Origin of the sequence: Streptomyces sp. NPDC001093, assembly GCF_040298985.1 — a bacterium.
In the GTDB taxonomy this organism is placed as follows: domain Bacteria; phylum Actinomycetota; class Actinomycetes; order Streptomycetales; family Streptomycetaceae; genus Streptomyces.
Genome location: NZ_JBEPBF010000093.1, coordinates 1 through 16,767, shown reverse-complemented (window position 1 = coordinate 16,767; position 16,767 = coordinate 1). Strand labels below are relative to the sequence as shown.

Here is a 16,767-nt window from a genome sequence, read left to right as displayed (position 1 = left end):
CGGCCACCGAGGGTCATGTCAGGGCGCCGGCCGCCCCATCAATGATGAGCGGCAGCCCGGGCTTCACATCTGCGACGGTGCTCCGACGGCCGCTGAGCCGTGCCGGCCTCACAGGCGCCGGATGTCCATGCGCAGGTGCCAGGTGTTGCGCCGGTGGACGGACAGCAGCTCCGACTCCAGGGGGGACGGGGGCACCGCGAGCACCGGACAGACCGCGTGCGCCAGGCAGTGCCGGGAGACGCGGCCCGAGAAGGCGCGCTGCAGACCGCGCCGGCCCGCGCCCACGACCAGGACGTCGTCCTCCCGGTCGGCGGTCGCCACCAGCGCCGGGCCCGGGGCACCGCGGACGACGAGGGCGTGCATCGGCACACCGGGGGCGTTCCCGCCGAAGATCTCCTCGAGCACCGAGGCGAGGCGCTGTCCTGCCAGCCGCTGCCAGTCCTCGACCAGGAGGCCGGCGGCGGGGGAGCGGCGCGCGGCGGAGTCACCGCCCGGCGGCTCCCAGGCCAGCACCGGCCACAGTTCCGCTCCCAGCCGGCGGGCGAGCGCGGTGGCCCGCCGCAGGGCCGTGACACTGCCCAGGGAGCCGCTCACACCGACCACCACCCGAGCGGTCGCCGAGGCGTCGTAACCCGACATCACTCCACCGTTCCTCGCGGGCGACGCCGGGGCGTCTCGCGCGCGGACGTGCCCGCCCTGCAAGGCCCTTGTTTCCTTCCTTCCATCCCACTCCCGTACCGGCGATTCGACCAGCCCGGGCGGCGGTGTCTTTTCAACGACTTCCGTATGGGGGGCCGATCGGCTCGGCCGCCGCCAAGATTCGGCGCCGCATCCGAAAGTTTCGGGCGCCTGTTGGGAGCGCACCATGCGGACCTACGACAACCCCGTCCTCCCCGGCTTCCACCCCGACCCGAGCGTGTGCCGGGCCGGGGACGACTACTACCTGGTGTGTCGTCCCGCCGTTCCGCAGCCGGGACCTGGTGCACTGGCGGCAGATCGGCAACGTCCTCGACCGGCCGGGCCAGTTGACGCCGCCCGACGACACGCCGGCCTCGGGCGGCATCTACGCGCCGACGATCCGCCACCACCACGGGCTCTTCCATGTCATCACCACCAACGTCACGGCCGGAGGCACCTTCATCGTCACCGCCGAGCGCCCCCGAAGGTCCCTGGTCGGACCCGGTGTGGATCGACCTGCCCGGTATCGACCCCGACCTCGCCTGGGACGAGGACGGTTCCTGCTGGTGCGCCATGGCCGGGGTCACCGTGGCCCGGATCGATCCGCGCACCGGCCCAGTGCTCGAAGGCCCGCTGCCCACGTGGTCCGGCACCGGTCTCAGGGACCCCGAGGCGCCGCATCTGTACCGGATCGGCGACTGGTGGTACCTGCTGCTCGCCGAGGGCGGGACCGTGCTCGGCCACGGTGTCTCGGCCGCCCGCGCCCGCTCGCCGCGCGGCCCGTGGGAACCGGCTCCCGGCAACCCGCTGCTGTCCCACCGCGGTACCGGCCTGCCCATCCAGTGCACCGGCCATGGCGACCTGGTCCAGGCGGCCGACGGCACCTGGTGGATGGTGCTGCTCGGCACCCGGCCGCGCGGCTGCTTCCCGGAGTTTCATGTGCTGGGTCGGGAGACCTTCCTGGTCCCGGTGGAGTGGGCCGACGGCCGGCCCCGGGTGGGGCCGGTGCGCGAGCGGCATCCCGCGCCGGCTGCCTGGGCTCCGCTCCAACCACCGCCGGTGCGCGACGACTTCACCTCCCCGGTGCTCGCGCCGTACTGGATATCCCCGCGGCGCAGACCGGAGGGGTGCTGGTCGCTCACCGAGCGGCCCGGCCGGCTCACGCTGACCGCCACCGGGGACAGCCTCGACCGGCCCGGGCACACCTTCGTCGGTCGCCGCCAGCAGCACCTCGACTGCCGGGCCGCCGCACGACTGGACCGGCCGCGCCGGGCTGTCCATCCGCCTGGACGAGGACCACCACTACGACCTGGAAGTGGCCGCGGGAAAACGCCTGGAGGGGGCCGCGGGAGACCACCAGGACGTGACCGCGTGAAACGCCCCGGCCTCGGGCGTGGGAATCGGCCTGGACGTGGCCGGGCTCAACGCCCTGGGCGTGGCTGGGGGAGAGGACTCGGACAGCGGTTTGGGAAACGGCCCGGACGTGGCCGGGGACAACACCCTGGACGCGGCCCGGGGCGACAGCTTGGACGCGACCCGGGACGGGGCCGCGGGTGACGACCCGGACAGCGGCCTGGGAAACGGGCCGGACGTGGCTTGGGGCAGTGGCCCGGGCGGCGCGGGTGTGGGAAACAGCCTGGGCGTCGGTGTGCGGACCGTGGCCGTGGTCGTGCGGATCGGGCCGGTGCGCCAGTGCGTCGCCGAACTCCCGCTGCCCGTGGGCCCGGTCACCCTGGCCGTCGGCATCCGTGCTACCCGCGACCCCGAGCCCGGGAGCGGTCCCGACAGCATCGCCTTCTCCGTCGAGACCTCCGAGGGAAACGTCCGGCCGGCCGAACTGGACGGCCGTTATCCGTCCACCCAGGTGGCCACCGGATTCACCGGCCGGGTCATCGGCATGTACGTCACCGAGGGCCGCGCGGCCTTCGACTGGTTCGAGTGCGCGCCCGCAAGCTCCTGCACGACACCTTGACGCTCCCCACGCGCGTTTCTAGAGTCGCGGTCCGGAACGTTCGAGATTTTCTTCGAATGTTTCGAAAACAGCTCTGCGAAGCAACTCCGAAATTTTTCGAAGGAGCGCAAGATGGGCGACCCTGCACTGTCCCGCCGCGGCTTCCTGGCGGCCTCCGTCGCCGCCGGTCTCGGTGTGACCGCACTCAGCGGCTGCGGCGGCGACTCGGACGGAGGGTCGTCCTCGGGGACGACCACGATCGAGTGGTGGAACATCTCGACCACCGAACCCACCAAGACCGTATGGGCCGGTCTCGCCAAGAAGTACGAGGCCCGGAACCCCAAGGTCAAGCTCAAGATCGTCCAGCTGGAGAACGACGCCTACAAGTCGAAGATGACCGCGCTGACCGCCTCCGGGAAGCTACCGGACATCTTCCACACCTGGGGCGGCGGCGTGCTCCAGCAGCAGGTGGACGCCGGGCTCGTCGAGGACCTCACCGACCGCAGCAAGCCCTGGGCCGACGGACTGCTGTCGGTGTCCAAGCAGCCGTACCTCCTCGGCGACAAGCTGTACGGGATCCCGTTCGACATCGGCATGATCGGCTTCTGGTACAACAAGGCACTCTTCAAGAAGGCCGGGATCAGCGCGCCCCCGACCACCTGGAGCGGCTTCCTGGATGCCGTGAAGAAGCTCAAGTCCGCCGGGATCACCCCGCTGGCGCTGGCCGGCAAGGAGAGCTGGACGGGCATGTACTACTGGGCGTACCTCGCGATGCGCACCGCTGGTGTCGACGCCCTGCAGAAGGCCGACGAGAAGAAGGACTTCAGCGACGCCGGATTCGTCCAGGCCGGGCAGCACCTGAAGGACCTCGTCGATCTCCAGCCCTTCCAGAAGGGCTTCCTCGGGGCCGCCTACTCCTCCCCGACCGGGCAGGCCGCGACCGTCGGCAACGGCAAGGCCGCCATGGAACTCATGGGCCAGTGGGCGCCGGTCGTGGAGGCGGACGCCGGCAAGGGGCTCGGCGCGAACCTCGGCTTCTTCCCGTTCCCGGAGGTCGAGGGCGGCGCCGGGAAGATCACCGAGGTGTTCGGCGGAGGCGGCGGCCATGCCCTGCGCAAGGGCGCCCCGCAGGCGGCCGTGGACTTCCTGGAGTTCTTCGCCTCCGAGGCCACCGACAAGGAGCTGGTACACAAGACCGGTGTCCTGCCCGTCGTACCGGCGGCCGAGAGCGCCCTCACCGACCCCGACATCAAGGCCGTACAAGCCCAGTTGAAGGGTGCCACCGGCTTCCAGCTCTACCTCGACCAGGCCTACGCCCCCGCCCTCGGCCAGCAGGTCAACGACAGCGTGGCCGGACTGATCGCCGGATCCAAGTCCCCGCAGCAGGTCACCCAGGCGATCACCAGCACCGCGAAACAAGAGCAGTAGGGCGGGCGATGACCTCCACCTCCCTCTCGGACCCACGGGGCGAACGGAGTGGACGCCGCGGATCCGGCGCCGTCCTGCCGGCCCCGGCGGCCGACGCCGGCCGGCAGCGGAGCCGTAGGCGCGCCCTGCACTGGCTCACCGCCGTCGGCCTCCAACTGCCCGCTCTCGTGCTGTTCGGCGTGCTGGTCCTGCTGCCGATCCTGTTCGCGCTGTACGCGTCCTTCTTCCGCTGGGGCGGCTTCGGGATGCCGTCCGACTACACCGGCACCGACAACTTCAGCCGTCTGCTGCAGGATCCGGTGTTCCTCGGCGACCTGTGGCGGATGCTGCTGCTCGTCGTGCTGTCGCTCGCGCTGCAGCTGCCGTTCGCGCTCGCGATGGCCGTCCTGCTGAACCAGAAGGTGCGCGGCCGGGCGGTGTACCGAATGCTGTTCTTCGCGCCGTACGTGCTGTCCGAGGCCATCACCGGCGTGCTGTTCAGCATGATCTTCGCCCCGGACGACGGCCTCGCCGACCACGTCCTCGGCGCCGTCGGACTGGGCGGGCTCGGCGGCCAGTGGTTCGCCGGCACCTCCACCGTGCTGGCCACGCTGTTCCTCGTCATGACGTGGAAGTACTTCGGCTTCCACATGATGCTGTACCTGGCCGGACTGCAGTCCATACCGGCCGAGTTGACGGAGGCGGCGATCGTCGACGGCGCGAACCCCTGGCAGCGCTTCCGGCACGTCACGCTGCCGCTGCTCGCGCCCACGCTGCGGATCAGCGTCTTCCTGTCCGTGATCGGATCGATCCAGCTGTTCGACCTGGTCTGGGTCGTCACCGCGGGCGGGCCCGACCACCACTCCGAGACGATGGCCGTGACCATGTTCCAGTACGGCTTCAAGCGCTACCAGGTCGGCTACGCCAGCGCGATCAGCGTGGTCATGTTCGCCATCAGCCTCGTCTTCGCCCTCGCCTACCAGCGGTTCGTGCTGCGCCGCGACCTCGAAGGGGCCACCACGCACATGAGGGGAGCCGGAGCATGAGTGTCCGCCGCAAGGGTCGTACGCTCCCCTTGCACGTCGTCCTGGTGGCGGTCGGCGCCGTGATGGCCGTACCGCTGCTGTACGCCCTCCTCTCCGGCTTCAAGTCCACCGACCAGCTCTCCCGCAACCCCGTCGGGCTGCCGAAGCCGTGGGTGTTCTCCAACTACGGCGACATCCTCGGCTCGGGCTCCTTCTGGCGGCTGGTCGGCAACTCCACGCTGATCGCGGTCGGTACGACGGTGATCGTCGTCGCGGTCTCGGCGCTCGCCGCGTTCTCCTTCGCGCGGTTCGCCTTCCGGGGCCGGGAGCTGCTGTTCACGCTGTTCACGATGGGGCTGATGTTCCCGTTCGCGGTGGCGGCGCTGCCGCTGTTCCTGCTGCTGCGCTCGATGGGCCTGCTGGACAACCCGCTCGGTGTGATCCTGCCGCAGGCCGCGTTCGGGCTGCCGATGACGATCATCATCCTGCGCGGTTTCTTCCGGCAGATTCCGGGCGAACTGGAGGAGGCGGCCACGCTCGACGGCTGCGGACCGCTCGGCTTCTTCTGGCGGGTGCTGCTGCCGATGGCCCGGCCCGCGCTCGGCACGGTCTCCGTGCTCGCGGTCGTCACCAGCTGGAACAACTTCTTCCTGCCGCTGCTGGTGTTCACCGACAGCACCTGGTGGACCATCCCGATCGGCGTGCAGCAGTTCCAGGGCCAGTACTCCGCCGACACCGCACGTGTCTTCGCCTACCTCGTTCTCGCCATGGTCCCCGCCCTCGCCTTCTACTCGGTCGCCGAACGCCAGCTCGTCGGCGGCCTGACCGCGGGCGCCACCAAGGGCTGAACATCCCGCTGAGAGACAGGAGTCGCACCATGCCCAGCAAGAGCACGCGTCTCAGACTCGCCGGCGCCCTCGCGGCCGCCCTCATGGCCACCGGACTCGCCGCCCCGGCGGCCCAGGCCCACGAGCGGCGGCTCACCCTCGCCGACCTCGCCGAACGCCACGGCCGATACTTCGGCAGCGCCACCGACAACCCCGAACTCACCGACAGCGCCTACACGGAGATCCTCGGCGGCGAGTTCGACATGATCACGCCCGGCAACGGCATGAAGTGGTACGCCACCGAGCCCCAGCAAGGCTTCTTCGACTGGACCAACGGCGACCAGATCGTGAACCTGGCTCGCAGGAACCACCAGAAGGTCCGCGCCCACACCCTCGTCTGGCACAGCCAGCTGCCCGACTGGCTCACCTCCCGGCAGTGGACCGCGAGCGAGCTGCGGGCCGTGCTGAAAAAGCACATCACCACCGAGGTGCGGCACTACCGGGGCCAGGTGTACTCCTGGGACGTCGTCAACGAGGCCTTCAACGAGGACGGGACCTATCGCGAGACGCTCTGGTACAAGACCCTCGGCCCCGGCTACATCGCCGATGCCCTGCGCTGGGCCCACGAGGCCGACCCGCACGCCAAGCTCTACCTCAACGACTACAACATCGAGGCCGTTGGCCCGAAGAGCGACGCCTACTTCGCGCTGGCCAAGGACCTCAAGTCCAGGGGCGTGCCGCTCGACGGCATCGGCTTCCAGACCCATCTGGCCCTGCAGTACGGCTATCCCACCAGCCTTCCCGACAACCTGCGCCGATTCTCCGGCCTGGGCCTGGACACCGCCCTGACCGAGGTCGACGTACGGATGCAGCTGCCCGCGACCGAGGACAAGCTGGCCGAGCAGGCGGACTGGTACCGGCAGTTGACCGAGGCCTGCCTGGCCGTGCGCAGGTGCGTCGGTGTGACCGTCTGGGACTACACCGACAAGTACTCCTGGATCCCGGCCTTCTTCCCGGGCGAGGGAGCCGCGCTGCCGTGGGACGAGCAGCTGAACCCCAAGCCCGCGTACCAGGCCCTGCGGGACGCGCTGCGCTAGCGCCCGGCTACGTCCGGTAGCCGCCCCTGGACACACATCGGGGCCGGTGCGCACCTCACAGGGTGCGGCCGGCCCCTCGGGTCGTTCGCCCGCGCTCCGCTCAGGCGGCGGTCATCACATGCTCCGCACCGAGCGGGCGGTGCGGAGCGATGATCCGGCCGTCGGGCAACAGCTCACCGGTGTCCTCGAAGAGCAGGACGCCGTTGCACAGCAGACTCCATCCCTGCTCCGGGTGGTGCGCCACGAGACGGGCGGACTCCCGGTCGGCGGACTCGGCTGGCGGACACGGTGGCTGGTGCTGGCACATGGGTGGGATCTCTCGCTCTGTCGTGGTCATGGCCGTCCCCCGTGGTGTCATGTCGGTCGGAACCCAGTGTTGCCCTCTCGGCGTCGTTCCGCAGGGATTTCGCAGCACCGCTTCCCACAGGTTCATGACGCGTCACCCGCGCGGACGGTTCAGTCCAAGTGCACTGTCACTTCGGGTGGTTCGCAGTGGCCGGATCGGGCTAGTCCCTGCAGGCCAGACCCCTGATATGGACGTACCCCGCTTCCCTTGCGGGCAAGCGGGGTACGCGCATGTCCGTCAGGCGGCGGGCGAGCCGAGCACGGGGGGCGTGAGCAGGGGGAGCGGAGTGGCGCGATGGGTCAGCACCGGCAGCAACTCACTGACCCGGAACGGACGGTGCGCCGATATGCCGGGCGGTGCCGGCGCCAGTGGGACGAGGAGATCGGTGCCGGCCGGGTGCCCCTCGGCTCCGTCGGCGGTGATGTCGCCGTGCAGCCACAGGGTGAGCATGTACAGACCGGGCACGGACAGCAGCCGGGCCTGGTACGGCTGTGGCAGTGCCTCGGCCTGCTGCAGGGCGCGCTCGGTGGAGGGGACGTACGGGCCTTCGAAGAAGTGCGAGAAGGCCCAGCCGTCGGGGGTCAGCATGGTGTCCGCGGCGGCCACGGCACGCTCGCCGCAGCGGATCAGGAAGCGCCAGCCGGCCAGCCGGGTCGCGGACAGGCCCGGTGCGGTGATGCGGTCCAGTACGTGCACGGGCAGCGGGAGCTCGGGTGTCGTCGGCCCCTGCGCGGCGCGCAGGGAGGGGGTCGGGGCCTCACGTACCGCGGTGGGGGAACCGAGGGCGGCGAGGACGGAGCGCAGGGCAGGCGCGGGGGCAGGGGGCACGTGCAGCGGCATGTGGGTCGCCTCTCTCGTACGACAGGCGCGGCGGCGCGAGGAGGGGATGGGGCGGACGGCGCTGTCTGCTCACGGAAGGCCGGAAGGGTGAAGGCCCGGATCGGTGAACGCGGGTGCGGCTCGGCCTGCCGCCCGTCACCGGGACGGCCTGAACACGGCAGGAACCAGGACCGAGGCGTCAACCTTCCGCCTTGTGGGCGAAGTTTATATGACGCATGTTCGGCCGATGTTTCGTCTATCCCAATTCCGGAAGTCGCGCAAGGCGGTAATACGCCGTCGATTTGCGGGACTCCTCCCGGTTCCCGGGCCGCTCGCCGCCGCTGACCACGTCATACGCGCTGGTAACGGTCGGCCGAATGTCGTCGGCGTTTTTCACGAGGTGCGACGGGAACCCGTTGGTGCAGACCGACGCATGCCCCGTGAATGTGCCGCGGGGAACATTCCGACAGAGTAGCGGGTGCCGGGCCCGCGCGAGGCGTTATCGATCGCTTCCACTGGGCATCATCCCCCCTGCACCAGGGAGCCCGGCGGCCGGACGTCGGCCCGCCCATCCGAGGAGGGACGCTTCGATGGGGGAGAAGGTCGTGGCGGGGCAGTTCGACCTGTCCGATCGCCAGCGCTACCGTGAAAAGCTTCAGAAGTGTCTCGCGGGACTGGAGCGACTGCTGCGGGAGAAGCGATTCGATCGTCCCAAGAATCTCATGGGAGTCGAGATCGAATTGAATCTCGCGGGGCACGACGGTATGCCGAAAATGTTGAACGGGCAGGTACTGGAGCGTATCGCGAGCCGTGATTTCCAAACAGAACTCGCCATGTTCAATCTGGAAGTCAACATAGCCCCACACCGCTTGGGTGGCCGGGTATTCGACCGGCTCGCCGAGGAACTGCGCACCTCGCTCGCCTACGCCGACCGCAAGGCGGGCGAGGTGGACGCCGGCATCGTCATGATCGGCATCCTGCCCACGCTCGACCGCGACGACCTGGTCTCCTCCAACCTCTCCGAGGTCGACCGCTACACCCTGCTCAACGACCAGATCGTGGCCGCGCGCGGCGAGGACTTCCGGCTCGACATCGAGGGCGTCGAGCACCTCGTCTGCACCTCCAAGTCGATCGTCCCCGAGGCCGCCTGCACCTCCGTGCAGCTGCACCTCCAGGTCACCCCGGCCCGGTTCGCCGACGTGTGGAACGCGGCGCAGGTCGCGTGCGCCGCGCAGATCGCCGTCGGCGCCAACTCACCGTTCCTGTTCGGACACGAACTGTGGCGCGAGTCCCGGCCCCCGCTGTTCCTGCAGTCCACAGACACCCGCCCGCCCGAGCTCCAGGCCCAGGGCGTACGGCCGCGCACCTGGTTCGGCGAGCGGTGGATCAGCTCCGCCTACGAGCTGTTCGAGGAGAACCTGCGCTTCTTCCCGGCGCTGCTGCCCATCTGCGACGACGAGGAACCGCTGGAGGTCGTCGAGGCGGGCGGCACGCCCAGGCTCGCCGAGCTGGTGCTGCACAACGGCACGATCTACCGCTGGAACCGGCCGGTGTACGGCATCGCCGACGGGGTCCCGCACCTCAGGGTGGAGAACCGGGTGCTGCCGGCCGGGCCGACCATCACCGACGTGATCGCCAACGCGGCCTTCTACTACGGCCTGGTCCGCGCCCTCGCCGAGGAGTCCCGCCCGGTGTGGACCCGGCTGTCCTTCGCGGCGGCGGAGGCCAACTTCGACGCCGCGTGCCGGTACGGAATCGACGCACGCTTCGTCTGGCCCCGGCGCGGACGCTACGGCGGCACGGGCGAGGTCGACGCGGTCACCCTGGTCCGCGACGAGCTGCTGCCGCTGGCCTCGGCCGGCCTGGACGCGTGGGGCGTGGAGGCGGCCGACCGCGACCTCTACCTGGGCGTGATCGAGGAGCGCTGCCGGCGCCGGGTGAACGGGGCGTCCTGGCAGGCGGCCACCTTCCACAGGCTTCTGGAGCAGGGACTGTCCCGCGACGACGCGCTGGCCGCCACGACGCGGCGCTATGCCGAACTGATGCATGTGGGCGAGCCGGTCCACATGTGGCCGGTGGGGTTGCCGGAACCGGTGCCGCTCGGTTGATCACCGGGTGGGAGGCGGGGTGGTGCGCGGGCTGAGCACCGGCCCGCTCCGCCGGGCCGGGCCGACGGCGCGGGTTGAGCGCCGTGGCGACCGCGTGGCGGAGCGGCGGGCCCGGTGCTGCCCGCTCGGTCCCAGGGCGCGCCGTCGTGCCCGAGCGTTGTCGTGGCCGACATGAACAACGCGGAGGTGCCGGGGCGCTCGGCGGGAACCAGGTGGGCGTACGCCGTCCTCACATCTCCTTCTGCGATCCTTGCCAGGGCAGTGGTGGGCCAGGGGCCCGTGAGCCGGATGGAGGCAGGGGTGCAGGTGGAGGCTGACTCGGTGGCCGATTCCGGGGCGCGGCGGCGCGACCCGCGGCGCGTCCTGCGGGACGAGACGCTGCTCGTCCTGGCGCTGTCGCTCGGAGCGAGCGGGGTCTCCGCGCTGATCAGCTTCATCGGCGCGGTCACCAAGCCGGGGGGCCTGAAGGACCAGGCGGCCACCCTCAACGCCTCGGCCGCGCCCGGCCGCCCCTGGCTCGACCTGGCCTGGCAGCTGTTCGGTATCGCCAGCGCGCTGGTCCCCGTCGCCCTCGTCGCCCATCTGCTCCTGCGCGAGGGCGGCAGCCTGCGGACACTGGGCTTCGACCGCACCCGGCCGTGGCCCGACCTGGGCCGGGGCGCCGGTGTCGCGGCCGTGATCGGCAGCACCGGGATCGCCTTCTACCTGACCGCCCGCGGCCTCGGCTTCAACCTCACGGTCGTGCCCGAGGCTCTGCCGGACGTGTGGTGGAAGTTCCCGGTGCTGATCCTGTCCGCCGTGCAGAACGCGGTCCTCGAAGAGGTCATCGTCGTCGGTTATCTGCTGCGCAGGCTGGGCCAGTTGGGCTGGACCCCGGGGACCGCGCTGGTCGCCAGCGCGGTCCTGCGTGGCTCGTACCACCTCTACCAGGGCGTCGGCGGCTTCATCGGCAACATGGTCATGGGCGTGGTCTTCGTGTGGCTGTACCGCCGCTGGGGACGGGTCGGCCCCCTGGTCGTCGCCCACTCGCTGCTCGACATCGGCGCGTTCGTCGGCTACGCGCTGCTCGCGGGCAGGGTGGGCTGGCTGCCGACGGCCTGAGGACCGGAGGGCCGGCGGCTCAGGCGTGCAGCTCGCCCTCGATGACCGTGACCGCGCGGCCGGTGAGCAGGGTGCGCTCGCCGCGCAGGGCGGTGCGGACCAGGCCGGTGCGGCGGGAGGCCTGCAGACCGGTGAGGTCGTCGCGGCCCAGGCGCGCGGACCAGTGCGGGGCGAGCGCGGTGTGGGCGCTGCCGGTGACCGGGTCCTCGTCGATGCCGACGTTCGGGAAGAAGCAGCGGGAGACGAAGTCGTAGCCGCGGGACGGTTCGTCGGCGCGGGCGGTGGCGATGATGCCGCGCGCGGAGTAGGCGCCCAGGGACCTGTGGTCCGGTGCGAGGCCCAGGACCGTCTTCTCGTCGGCCAGTTCCAGCAGCAGGTCGCCGACGTTCGGGCCGGTGTCGAAGGCGGCGACCGGCTCCGCGCCGAGGGCTTCGGCGACCCCGGCCGGGATCTCGGCCCGGGTGAGCGGGGCCGTCGGGAAGTCGAGGGTGATCGAGCCGTCCTCGGCGGGCGTGGCGATGAGCACGCCACTGCGCGTGGTGAAGCGCACCGGACCCTCGTGGGCGCCGGTGGTGTGCAGGACGTGGGCGGTGGCGAGCGTGGCGTGCCCGCACATCGCGACCTCGGCGACGGGCGTGAACCAGCGCAGCGCCCAGTCCGCATCGCCGCCCTCGGGCAGCCGGTGGGCGAACGCCGTCTCGGCGTGATTGACCTCCATGGCGACGTTCTGGAGCCAGTCGTCGTCCGGGAAGACGTCGTCCAGGAGCAGGACTCCGGCCGGGTTGCCGGCGAAGGGGCGGTCGGTGAAGGCGTCCACGATTCGAATGCGCATGGCGCCGACGCTAGCGGCGGCGAAGGACGCCCGCCCAAGGCCAATCCACGAGTCCTGGCACGTTTCCCGCATTTCCCGGACCCCTGCGGCATCGCGTCGGGAAGGGTCTTGTCATGCGATCGGTTCCGATATATCGTTGAGGTATCGCGAACGATACGCGATGCAGACGTGACAGATCATCGATGGAATGGAGTGATCGCGATGCGTACCCACGGATTCGAGCGTGGACATCGGCACGAGGGCCCCGGGCAGCGGGGGATGGATGGATTCGACCGGCGGCGGGCCGCCTTCGGGCCCTTCGGTCCGGGTGGCCCGGGCTTCGGCCCCGGCGGTCCCGGTTTCGGCCCCGGCCCCTGGGGGCCCCGGGGGCGCGGAGGCCCGAGGGGACGGGCGCGGCGCGGTGACGTACGGGCCTCGATCCTGGCCCTGCTCAAGGACCGTCCCATGCACGGCTACGAGATGATCCAGGAGATCGCCGAACGCAGCGGCGGCGCGTGGAAACCCAGCCCCGGCTCGGTGTACCCCACGCTCCAGCTGCTGGAGGACGAGGGCCTGATCGCCAGCGAGAGCGAGGGCGGCAAGAAGCTGTTCGCGCTCACCGAGGACGGGCGCGCCGCCGCCGACGAGGGTCCCGACGCCCCCTGGGAGGAGGCCTCGCGCGGGGTCGACTGGGAGGCCCTCGGTGAGATCCGCCAGGCCGGCTTCGGCCTGATGGAGGCCTTCAGCCAGGTCTGGAAGACCGGCAGCAAGGAACAGCGGGAGAAGGCGCTGGCCGTCATCAACGACGCCCGCAAGAAGCTGTACCTGATCCTCGCCGACGAGCACTGAGGCTCGTGCGACGGTCCGGGCGCCCCGCGGAGCACCTCCGCGGGGCGCCTTCCCGTACCCCGGCTCAGGCGACCAGGCCGGCCAGCTTCCGCAGCGACTCGTTCAGCGCGGCCGTCGCCGAGTCCTTCAGCTTGCCCGCCATCAGCGACACCGCGGCGCCGGTGAACTCGCCGTCGATCCGGACGGACGTGGCGTCGCCGTCGGGTGTGAGGGTGTAGCGGGTGGCGACCGTCACCGCCATCGGGCCCTTGCCCCGGATGGCCAGCACCCGGGCCGGCTCCAACTCCTCGATGGTCCAGTCGACCTCGGCCGGGAAGCCCATCAGCTTCATGTTCTCCTGGAAGGTCCCGCCCACGGCCAGGCTCTCCGGGCCCCCCTTGGGGAAGCTGGTGTGGGTGGCGTTCCACTCCCCGTACGACGACCAGTCGGTGAGCTGGGCCCACACCTTCTCGGCCGGCGCCTGGATGCGTGCCTCCGCGCTGACTTCGGCCATGCGACCACCCCTTCGGATCGGGCGTAGCGGGCTACGGTGTCGCGGAACGTAGCCGCAGGGGCGCGAACATTCAATACTGATGAACCGTCAGGAATTGCGGAGGCCCGGCGGGGTCAGCCCATCCGCCGGATCACCGCCGCGTCGAACAGGTCCCACGCGTGCGGGAAGGCGCTCTCGTCGTGGCAGTGCCAGGCCTGCCAGAACACGTCCGCGAGCAGGGCGTTCTCCGGCGCGTACACCCGGTACACGTACTGCTTGCCGTCGACCGCGGGCAGCGCCACCGGCCAGCACCCGCCCACGCTCTCCACATAGGTGGGGGACGAGCGGGGGTGCGCGGTGGTTGCGTACGGGGCGCACAGCAAGGCGGCGCGCGCCCTTCGGGCCGGATCGGCCGAATCTCCTCCGTAAGGATGAGATCCCGAACGCCGGGGTCCACTCTGTGTGGGACGCGAAGATGGTTCCCCTCGTGGATGACCCGGCCCGTTGAGGCTGATGGGGTGGGGTTGTGCAACCCCGTACAGCCCCCTGGACCGCCCATGACGAGGCGGTCGCGCACATCGACGACGATGCCGTGCTCGGCGCCGAGCTGGCAGCGGTGGTCGCCGGTGCCCGCCGCAGGGCCGTCAGGGACGGGGACCGCCAGACCGACACCGCCCATCTGCTGCACTCCCTCCTGGAGCACGACCCCGAGGTCCGCGCAGCCGTCGGCGGCCCGCAGCGGCTCGCCCGGCTGCTCGGCTACCTCGTGCAGCGCAGCATCGGCTACGGGCTGCGCTGGCAGGGCAGCGTCGAGGACTCCGGCGCGCTCTCCGTCGTCCCCGCCGCAGCCGTGCCCGGCCCACGTGAGCCGAGGGACACCGCCGGCTGGTCGCCCGCGGCCGCTGCCGCGTTCGCCGACGCCCGCGAGCGGGCCCGGCTGCGGGGCGAGCCCCGTGTCACCGGCCTCGGCCTCCTCGCCGCGCTCACCGCGGACCCGGGTTCGCGGGCCGTGGAGGTCCTCGAACGTGCCGGCATCCGCGATCTGAACACCCCGCCGGAACCCGTCGCCGACGAGTACGCCGGAGACGGCGGGGCGGCCCACTGACACCGGCGGACGTCCAGCCCCTGAGACAGGTGTCAACAGGGGTGACGCTCATGTCGCCGCCTGTCATCATGTGCCGGTGCATACGTCAGAGAGCAGTCAGGGCAGCCGTGGCAAGGGCGTCGGACTCGGTCTCGCGCTCGCCTCGGCGCTGGCCTTCGGCGGGTCGGGAGTGGCCGCCAAGCCGCTGATCGAGGCGGGACTCGACCCGCTCCACGTGGTCTGGCTGCGCGTGGCCGGCGCCGCTGTCGTCATGCTGCCCGTCGCCGTACGGCACCGCGCGCTGCTGCGCCGCCGGCCCGCGCTGCTCGCCGGGTTCGGGCTGCTCGCCGTCGCCGGCGTCCAGGCCTGCTACTTCGCCGCACTCTCCCGCATCCCGGTGGGTGTGGCACTGCTCATCGAGTACCTGGCTCCCGCCCTGGTGCTCGGCTGGGTCCGGTTCGTGCAGCGGCGGCCCGTGACGCGCGCCGCCGCGCTCGGTGTGGTCCTCGCGGCCGGCGGCCTCTCCTGCGTGGTGGAGGTCTGGTCGGGGCTGAGCTTCGACGCCCTGGGCCTGCTGCTCGCGCTCGGCGCCGCCTGCTGCCAGGTGGGCTACTTCGTCCTGGCCGACCACGGCGGCGACGCGGGCGAGGAGGCACCGGACCCGCTCGGCGTCATCGCCTACGGCCTCCTCGTCGGTGCCCTCGTACTGACGGCGGTCGCCCGCCCCTGGACCATGCGCTGGTCGGTGCTGACCGGCTCCGCCGACATGAACGGCACCGCCGTACCCGCCCTCGCCCTTCTCGGCTGGATCGTGCTGGTCGCCACCGTCGTCGCCTACGTCACCGGCGTGCTGTCGGTGCGCCGGCTGTCGCCGCAGGTCGCCGGGGTCGTCGCCTGCCTGGAGGCGGTCATCGCGACCGTGCTGGCCTGGGTGCTGCTCGGCGAGCACCTGTCGGCGCCTCAGATCCTCGGCGGGGCGGTCGTCCTGGTCGGCGCCTTCATCGCCCAGTCCTCGGCGCCGGCGAAGGGCTCCGCCGAGCCGGTGGCCGCGGGCGGCGTCGAACGCGAGTTGTCGCCGCGGGGCACGACTGCATAAAGTGCCCGTCATGCCGTCGAACGCACTCGTCCTTCCGCCTCCGGCCGCCTGAGGCGGGCCTCCGGGACATCAGCCCCGCGCTTGTGCGCCGGGCGTGACGGTGCTGCCCGCAGACGAAGTCCGCGCGTCCCGCTGAAGCGGGCGCCCCCGAACTTCCGCACCCCTGGGTGCGTTTCTGCGGAAGAGTTTCCCTTGACGACGTCGAACGCTGCTTCTGGCCTGCCCGTGGGGCGCGGCCTGCTCTATCTGATCATCACCGGTGCCGCCTGGGGCACCGCCGGGGCCGCCGCCTCCCTGGTCTACCGGACCAGTGACATGGGCGCCTTCGGACTGTCCTTCTGGCGCTGCGCGCTGGGTCTGGTCCTGCTGCTCGCCGGACGCGGACTGCGCCCCCGGACCCGCCCGGCCGGCACCGAACCGCTGCTCCGCAGGGCCGGGAAGGTCCTCGCCACGGGCCTCGGCCTGGCGGTGTTCCAGACCGCCTACTTCGCCGCCGTGGAGTCGACCGGCCTGGCCGTGGCCACGGTCGTCACCCTCGGCGCGGGCCCCGTCCTCATCGCGCTCGGCGCCCGCCTGCTGCTCGGCGAACGGCTCGGCGCCGGCGGGGTGTCGGCCGTCGCCGGGGCGCTCGCGGGGCTGGCCGTGCTGACCTTCGGCGGCTCGGCCGCGACGGTACGGCCGGCGGGAGTGCTCCTCGCGCTCGTCTCGGCCGCGGGCTACGGCGCCATGACCCTGCTGACCCGCTGGTGGGGGAGGGCCGGCGGCACCGACGCCTCCGGCACCACCGTGGGCGCCTTCGCGGTGACCGGCCTGTGCCTGCTGCCGTTCGCGCTGCACGAGGGCCTGCTCCCGCACACCGCCCACCCCGGGCGGCTGCTGTGGCTCGTGCTCTACATCGCCGCCGTGCCCACGGCCCTCGCGTACGCCCTGTACTTCGCCGGGGCGGCCGTCGTACGGTCCGCCACCGTGTCCGTGATCATGCTGCTGGAGCCGGTGACCGCGGCCGTGCTGGCCGTCGTCCTGCTCGGCGAGCGGCTCACGGCGACCACCGCGGCCGGCACCCTGCTCCTGCTCGGTGCCGTCGCGGGCCTCGCGG

At 71.5% G+C, this 16,767-nt stretch carries 17 protein-coding genes and 1 pseudogene; 12 read left to right on the top strand and 6 right to left on the bottom strand.

The window, feature by feature from the left end; translation table 11 throughout:
• Nucleotides 1–108: 108 nt before the first annotated feature.
• A complete protein-coding gene (locus ABT288_RS34215) occupies nucleotides 109–639 on the bottom strand; it encodes a universal stress protein (RefSeq protein WP_351616251.1) in 531 nt (176 codons plus the stop codon).
• 226 nt (nucleotides 640–865) lie between these two features.
• Here ABT288_RS34215 and ABT288_RS34210 point away from each other — a divergent pair.
• From ABT288_RS34210 to ABT288_RS34185, 6 genes and pseudogenes are all read left to right on the top strand, one after another.
• Nucleotides 866–2,008: pseudogene (locus ABT288_RS34210) on the top strand (glycoside hydrolase family 43 protein); the annotation flags it as partial.
• A gap of 63 nt (nucleotides 2,009–2,071) precedes the next feature.
• Nucleotides 2,072–2,650: a beta-xylosidase family glycoside hydrolase gene (locus ABT288_RS50345; protein WP_502972895.1), complete on the top strand. Its 579-nt coding sequence runs from the start codon at nucleotides 2,072–2,074 to the stop codon at nucleotides 2,648–2,650.
• Between the two features lie 111 nt (nucleotides 2,651–2,761).
• Nucleotides 2,762–4,057 (top strand): extracellular solute-binding protein, encoded by a 1,296-nt coding sequence (locus tag ABT288_RS34200; RefSeq protein ID WP_351616248.1) that lies wholly within the window; start codon nucleotides 2,762–2,764, stop codon nucleotides 4,055–4,057.
• An 8-nt stretch (nucleotides 4,058–4,065) separates the two neighbouring features.
• Nucleotides 4,066–5,082 (top strand): carbohydrate ABC transporter permease, encoded by a 1,017-nt coding sequence (locus ABT288_RS34195; RefSeq protein WP_351616246.1) that lies wholly within the window; start codon nucleotides 4,066–4,068, stop codon nucleotides 5,080–5,082.
• On the top strand, nucleotides 5,079–5,909 hold the full coding sequence (locus ABT288_RS34190) for a carbohydrate ABC transporter permease (RefSeq protein ID WP_351616243.1): 831 nt from the start codon (nucleotides 5,079–5,081) through the stop codon (nucleotides 5,907–5,909). Before ABT288_RS34195 ends, ABT288_RS34190 begins: the two co-directional genes overlap by 4 nt.
• Before the next feature lie 29 nt (nucleotides 5,910–5,938).
• Nucleotides 5,939–6,985 carry an endo-1,4-beta-xylanase gene (locus tag ABT288_RS34185; RefSeq protein ID WP_351616240.1) on the top strand — a complete coding sequence of 349 codons (1,047 nt, stop codon included), beginning with the start codon at nucleotides 5,939–5,941 and terminating at the stop codon, nucleotides 6,983–6,985.
• Between the two features lie 100 nt (nucleotides 6,986–7,085).
• Here the strand turns inward: ABT288_RS34185 and ABT288_RS34180 are convergent, their stop codons facing one another.
• Both ABT288_RS34180 and ABT288_RS34175 read right to left on the bottom strand, forming a co-directional pair.
• On the bottom strand, nucleotides 7,086–7,292 hold the full coding sequence (locus ABT288_RS34180; RefSeq protein ID WP_067045924.1) for a DUF5999 family protein: 207 nt from the start codon (nucleotides 7,290–7,292) through the stop codon (nucleotides 7,086–7,088).
• A gap of 276 nt (nucleotides 7,293–7,568) precedes the next feature.
• The gene (locus tag ABT288_RS34175; protein ID WP_351616237.1) at nucleotides 7,569–8,171 is read right to left on the bottom strand and encodes a hypothetical protein; all 603 of its coding nucleotides are present in this window, start codon (nucleotides 8,169–8,171) and stop codon (nucleotides 7,569–7,571) included.
• A 569-nt stretch (nucleotides 8,172–8,740) separates the two neighbouring features.
• On the opposite strand from ABT288_RS34175, the gene ABT288_RS34170 reads away from it, so the two are divergent.
• A complete protein-coding gene (locus tag ABT288_RS34170) occupies nucleotides 8,741–10,258 on the top strand; it encodes a glutamate-cysteine ligase family protein (protein ID WP_351616234.1) in 1,518 nt (505 codons plus the stop codon).
• 300 nt (nucleotides 10,259–10,558) lie between these two features.
• On the top strand, nucleotides 10,559–11,359 hold the full coding sequence (locus ABT288_RS34165) for a CPBP family intramembrane glutamic endopeptidase (protein ID WP_351616232.1): 801 nt from the start codon (nucleotides 10,559–10,561) through the stop codon (nucleotides 11,357–11,359).
• Nucleotides 11,360–11,378: 19 nt separating this feature from the next.
• Here the strand turns inward: ABT288_RS34165 and ABT288_RS34160 are convergent, their stop codons facing one another.
• A complete protein-coding gene (locus ABT288_RS34160; protein ID WP_351616229.1) occupies nucleotides 11,379–12,191 on the bottom strand; it encodes a PhzF family phenazine biosynthesis protein in 813 nt (270 codons plus the stop codon).
• Between the two features lie 201 nt (nucleotides 12,192–12,392).
• On the opposite strand from ABT288_RS34160, the gene ABT288_RS34155 reads away from it, so the two are divergent.
• On the top strand, nucleotides 12,393–13,019 hold the full coding sequence (locus ABT288_RS34155; protein ID WP_351616227.1) for a PadR family transcriptional regulator: 627 nt from the start codon (nucleotides 12,393–12,395) through the stop codon (nucleotides 13,017–13,019).
• A 64-nt stretch (nucleotides 13,020–13,083) separates the two neighbouring features.
• Here ABT288_RS34155 and ABT288_RS34150 read toward each other — a convergent pair whose 3' ends face one another.
• Complete coding sequence (locus tag ABT288_RS34150) at nucleotides 13,084–13,512, bottom strand: type II toxin-antitoxin system Rv0910 family toxin (RefSeq protein ID WP_351616224.1); 429 nt, start codon at nucleotides 13,510–13,512, stop codon at nucleotides 13,084–13,086.
• A gap of 113 nt (nucleotides 13,513–13,625) precedes the next feature.
• Nucleotides 13,626–13,874, bottom strand: a complete 249-nt coding sequence (locus tag ABT288_RS34145; RefSeq protein WP_351616303.1) for a hypothetical protein — start codon at nucleotides 13,872–13,874, stop codon at nucleotides 13,626–13,628.
• A gap of 143 nt (nucleotides 13,875–14,017) precedes the next feature.
• On the opposite strand from ABT288_RS34145, the gene ABT288_RS34140 reads away from it, so the two are divergent.
• The 3 genes from ABT288_RS34140 to ABT288_RS34130 form a co-directional block, all read left to right on the top strand.
• Complete coding sequence (locus ABT288_RS34140; protein WP_450864016.1) at nucleotides 14,018–14,596, top strand: Clp protease N-terminal domain-containing protein; 579 nt, start codon at nucleotides 14,018–14,020, stop codon at nucleotides 14,594–14,596.
• A gap of 70 nt (nucleotides 14,597–14,666) precedes the next feature.
• The gene (locus ABT288_RS34135; protein ID WP_351616221.1) at nucleotides 14,667–15,671 is read left to right on the top strand and encodes an EamA family transporter; all 1,005 of its coding nucleotides are present in this window, start codon (nucleotides 14,667–14,669) and stop codon (nucleotides 15,669–15,671) included.
• Between the two features lie 192 nt (nucleotides 15,672–15,863).
• Nucleotides 15,864–16,767, top strand: a 904-nt coding sequence (locus tag ABT288_RS34130; RefSeq protein ID WP_351616218.1) for a DMT family transporter, incomplete at its 3' end; no start/stop codon positions are given.

What these genes read in the sequence shown, in the direction of transcription:
- ABT288_RS34175 (WP_351616237.1), bottom strand. Translation starts at nt 8,171, where the DNA reads ATGCCGCTGCACGTGCCCCCTGCCCCCGCGCCTGCCCTGCGCTCCGTC.
- ABT288_RS34195 (WP_351616246.1), top strand. Translation starts at nt 4,066, where the DNA reads ATGACCTCCACCTCCCTCTCGGACCCACGGGGCGAACGGAGTGGACGC.
- ABT288_RS34200 (WP_351616248.1), top strand. Translation starts at nt 2,762, where the DNA reads ATGGGCGACCCTGCACTGTCCCGCCGCGGCTTCCTGGCGGCCTCCGTC.
- ABT288_RS34155 (WP_351616227.1), top strand. Translation starts at nt 12,393, where the DNA reads ATGCGTACCCACGGATTCGAGCGTGGACATCGGCACGAGGGCCCCGGG.
- ABT288_RS34185 (WP_351616240.1), top strand. Translation starts at nt 5,939, where the DNA reads ATGCCCAGCAAGAGCACGCGTCTCAGACTCGCCGGCGCCCTCGCGGCC.
- ABT288_RS34160 (WP_351616229.1), bottom strand. Translation starts at nt 12,191, where the DNA reads ATGCGCATTCGAATCGTGGACGCCTTCACCGACCGCCCCTTCGCCGGC.
- ABT288_RS34190 (WP_351616243.1), top strand. Translation starts at nt 5,079, where the DNA reads ATGAGTGTCCGCCGCAAGGGTCGTACGCTCCCCTTGCACGTCGTCCTG.
- ABT288_RS34170 (WP_351616234.1), top strand. Translation starts at nt 8,741, where the DNA reads ATGGGGGAGAAGGTCGTGGCGGGGCAGTTCGACCTGTCCGATCGCCAG.
- ABT288_RS34150 (WP_351616224.1), bottom strand. Translation starts at nt 13,512, where the DNA reads ATGGCCGAAGTCAGCGCGGAGGCACGCATCCAGGCGCCGGCCGAGAAG.
- ABT288_RS34180 (WP_067045924.1), bottom strand. Translation starts at nt 7,292, where the DNA reads ATGTGCCAGCACCAGCCACCGTGTCCGCCAGCCGAGTCCGCCGACCGG.
- ABT288_RS34215 (WP_351616251.1), bottom strand. Translation starts at nt 639, where the DNA reads ATGTCGGGTTACGACGCCTCGGCGACCGCTCGGGTGGTGGTCGGTGTG.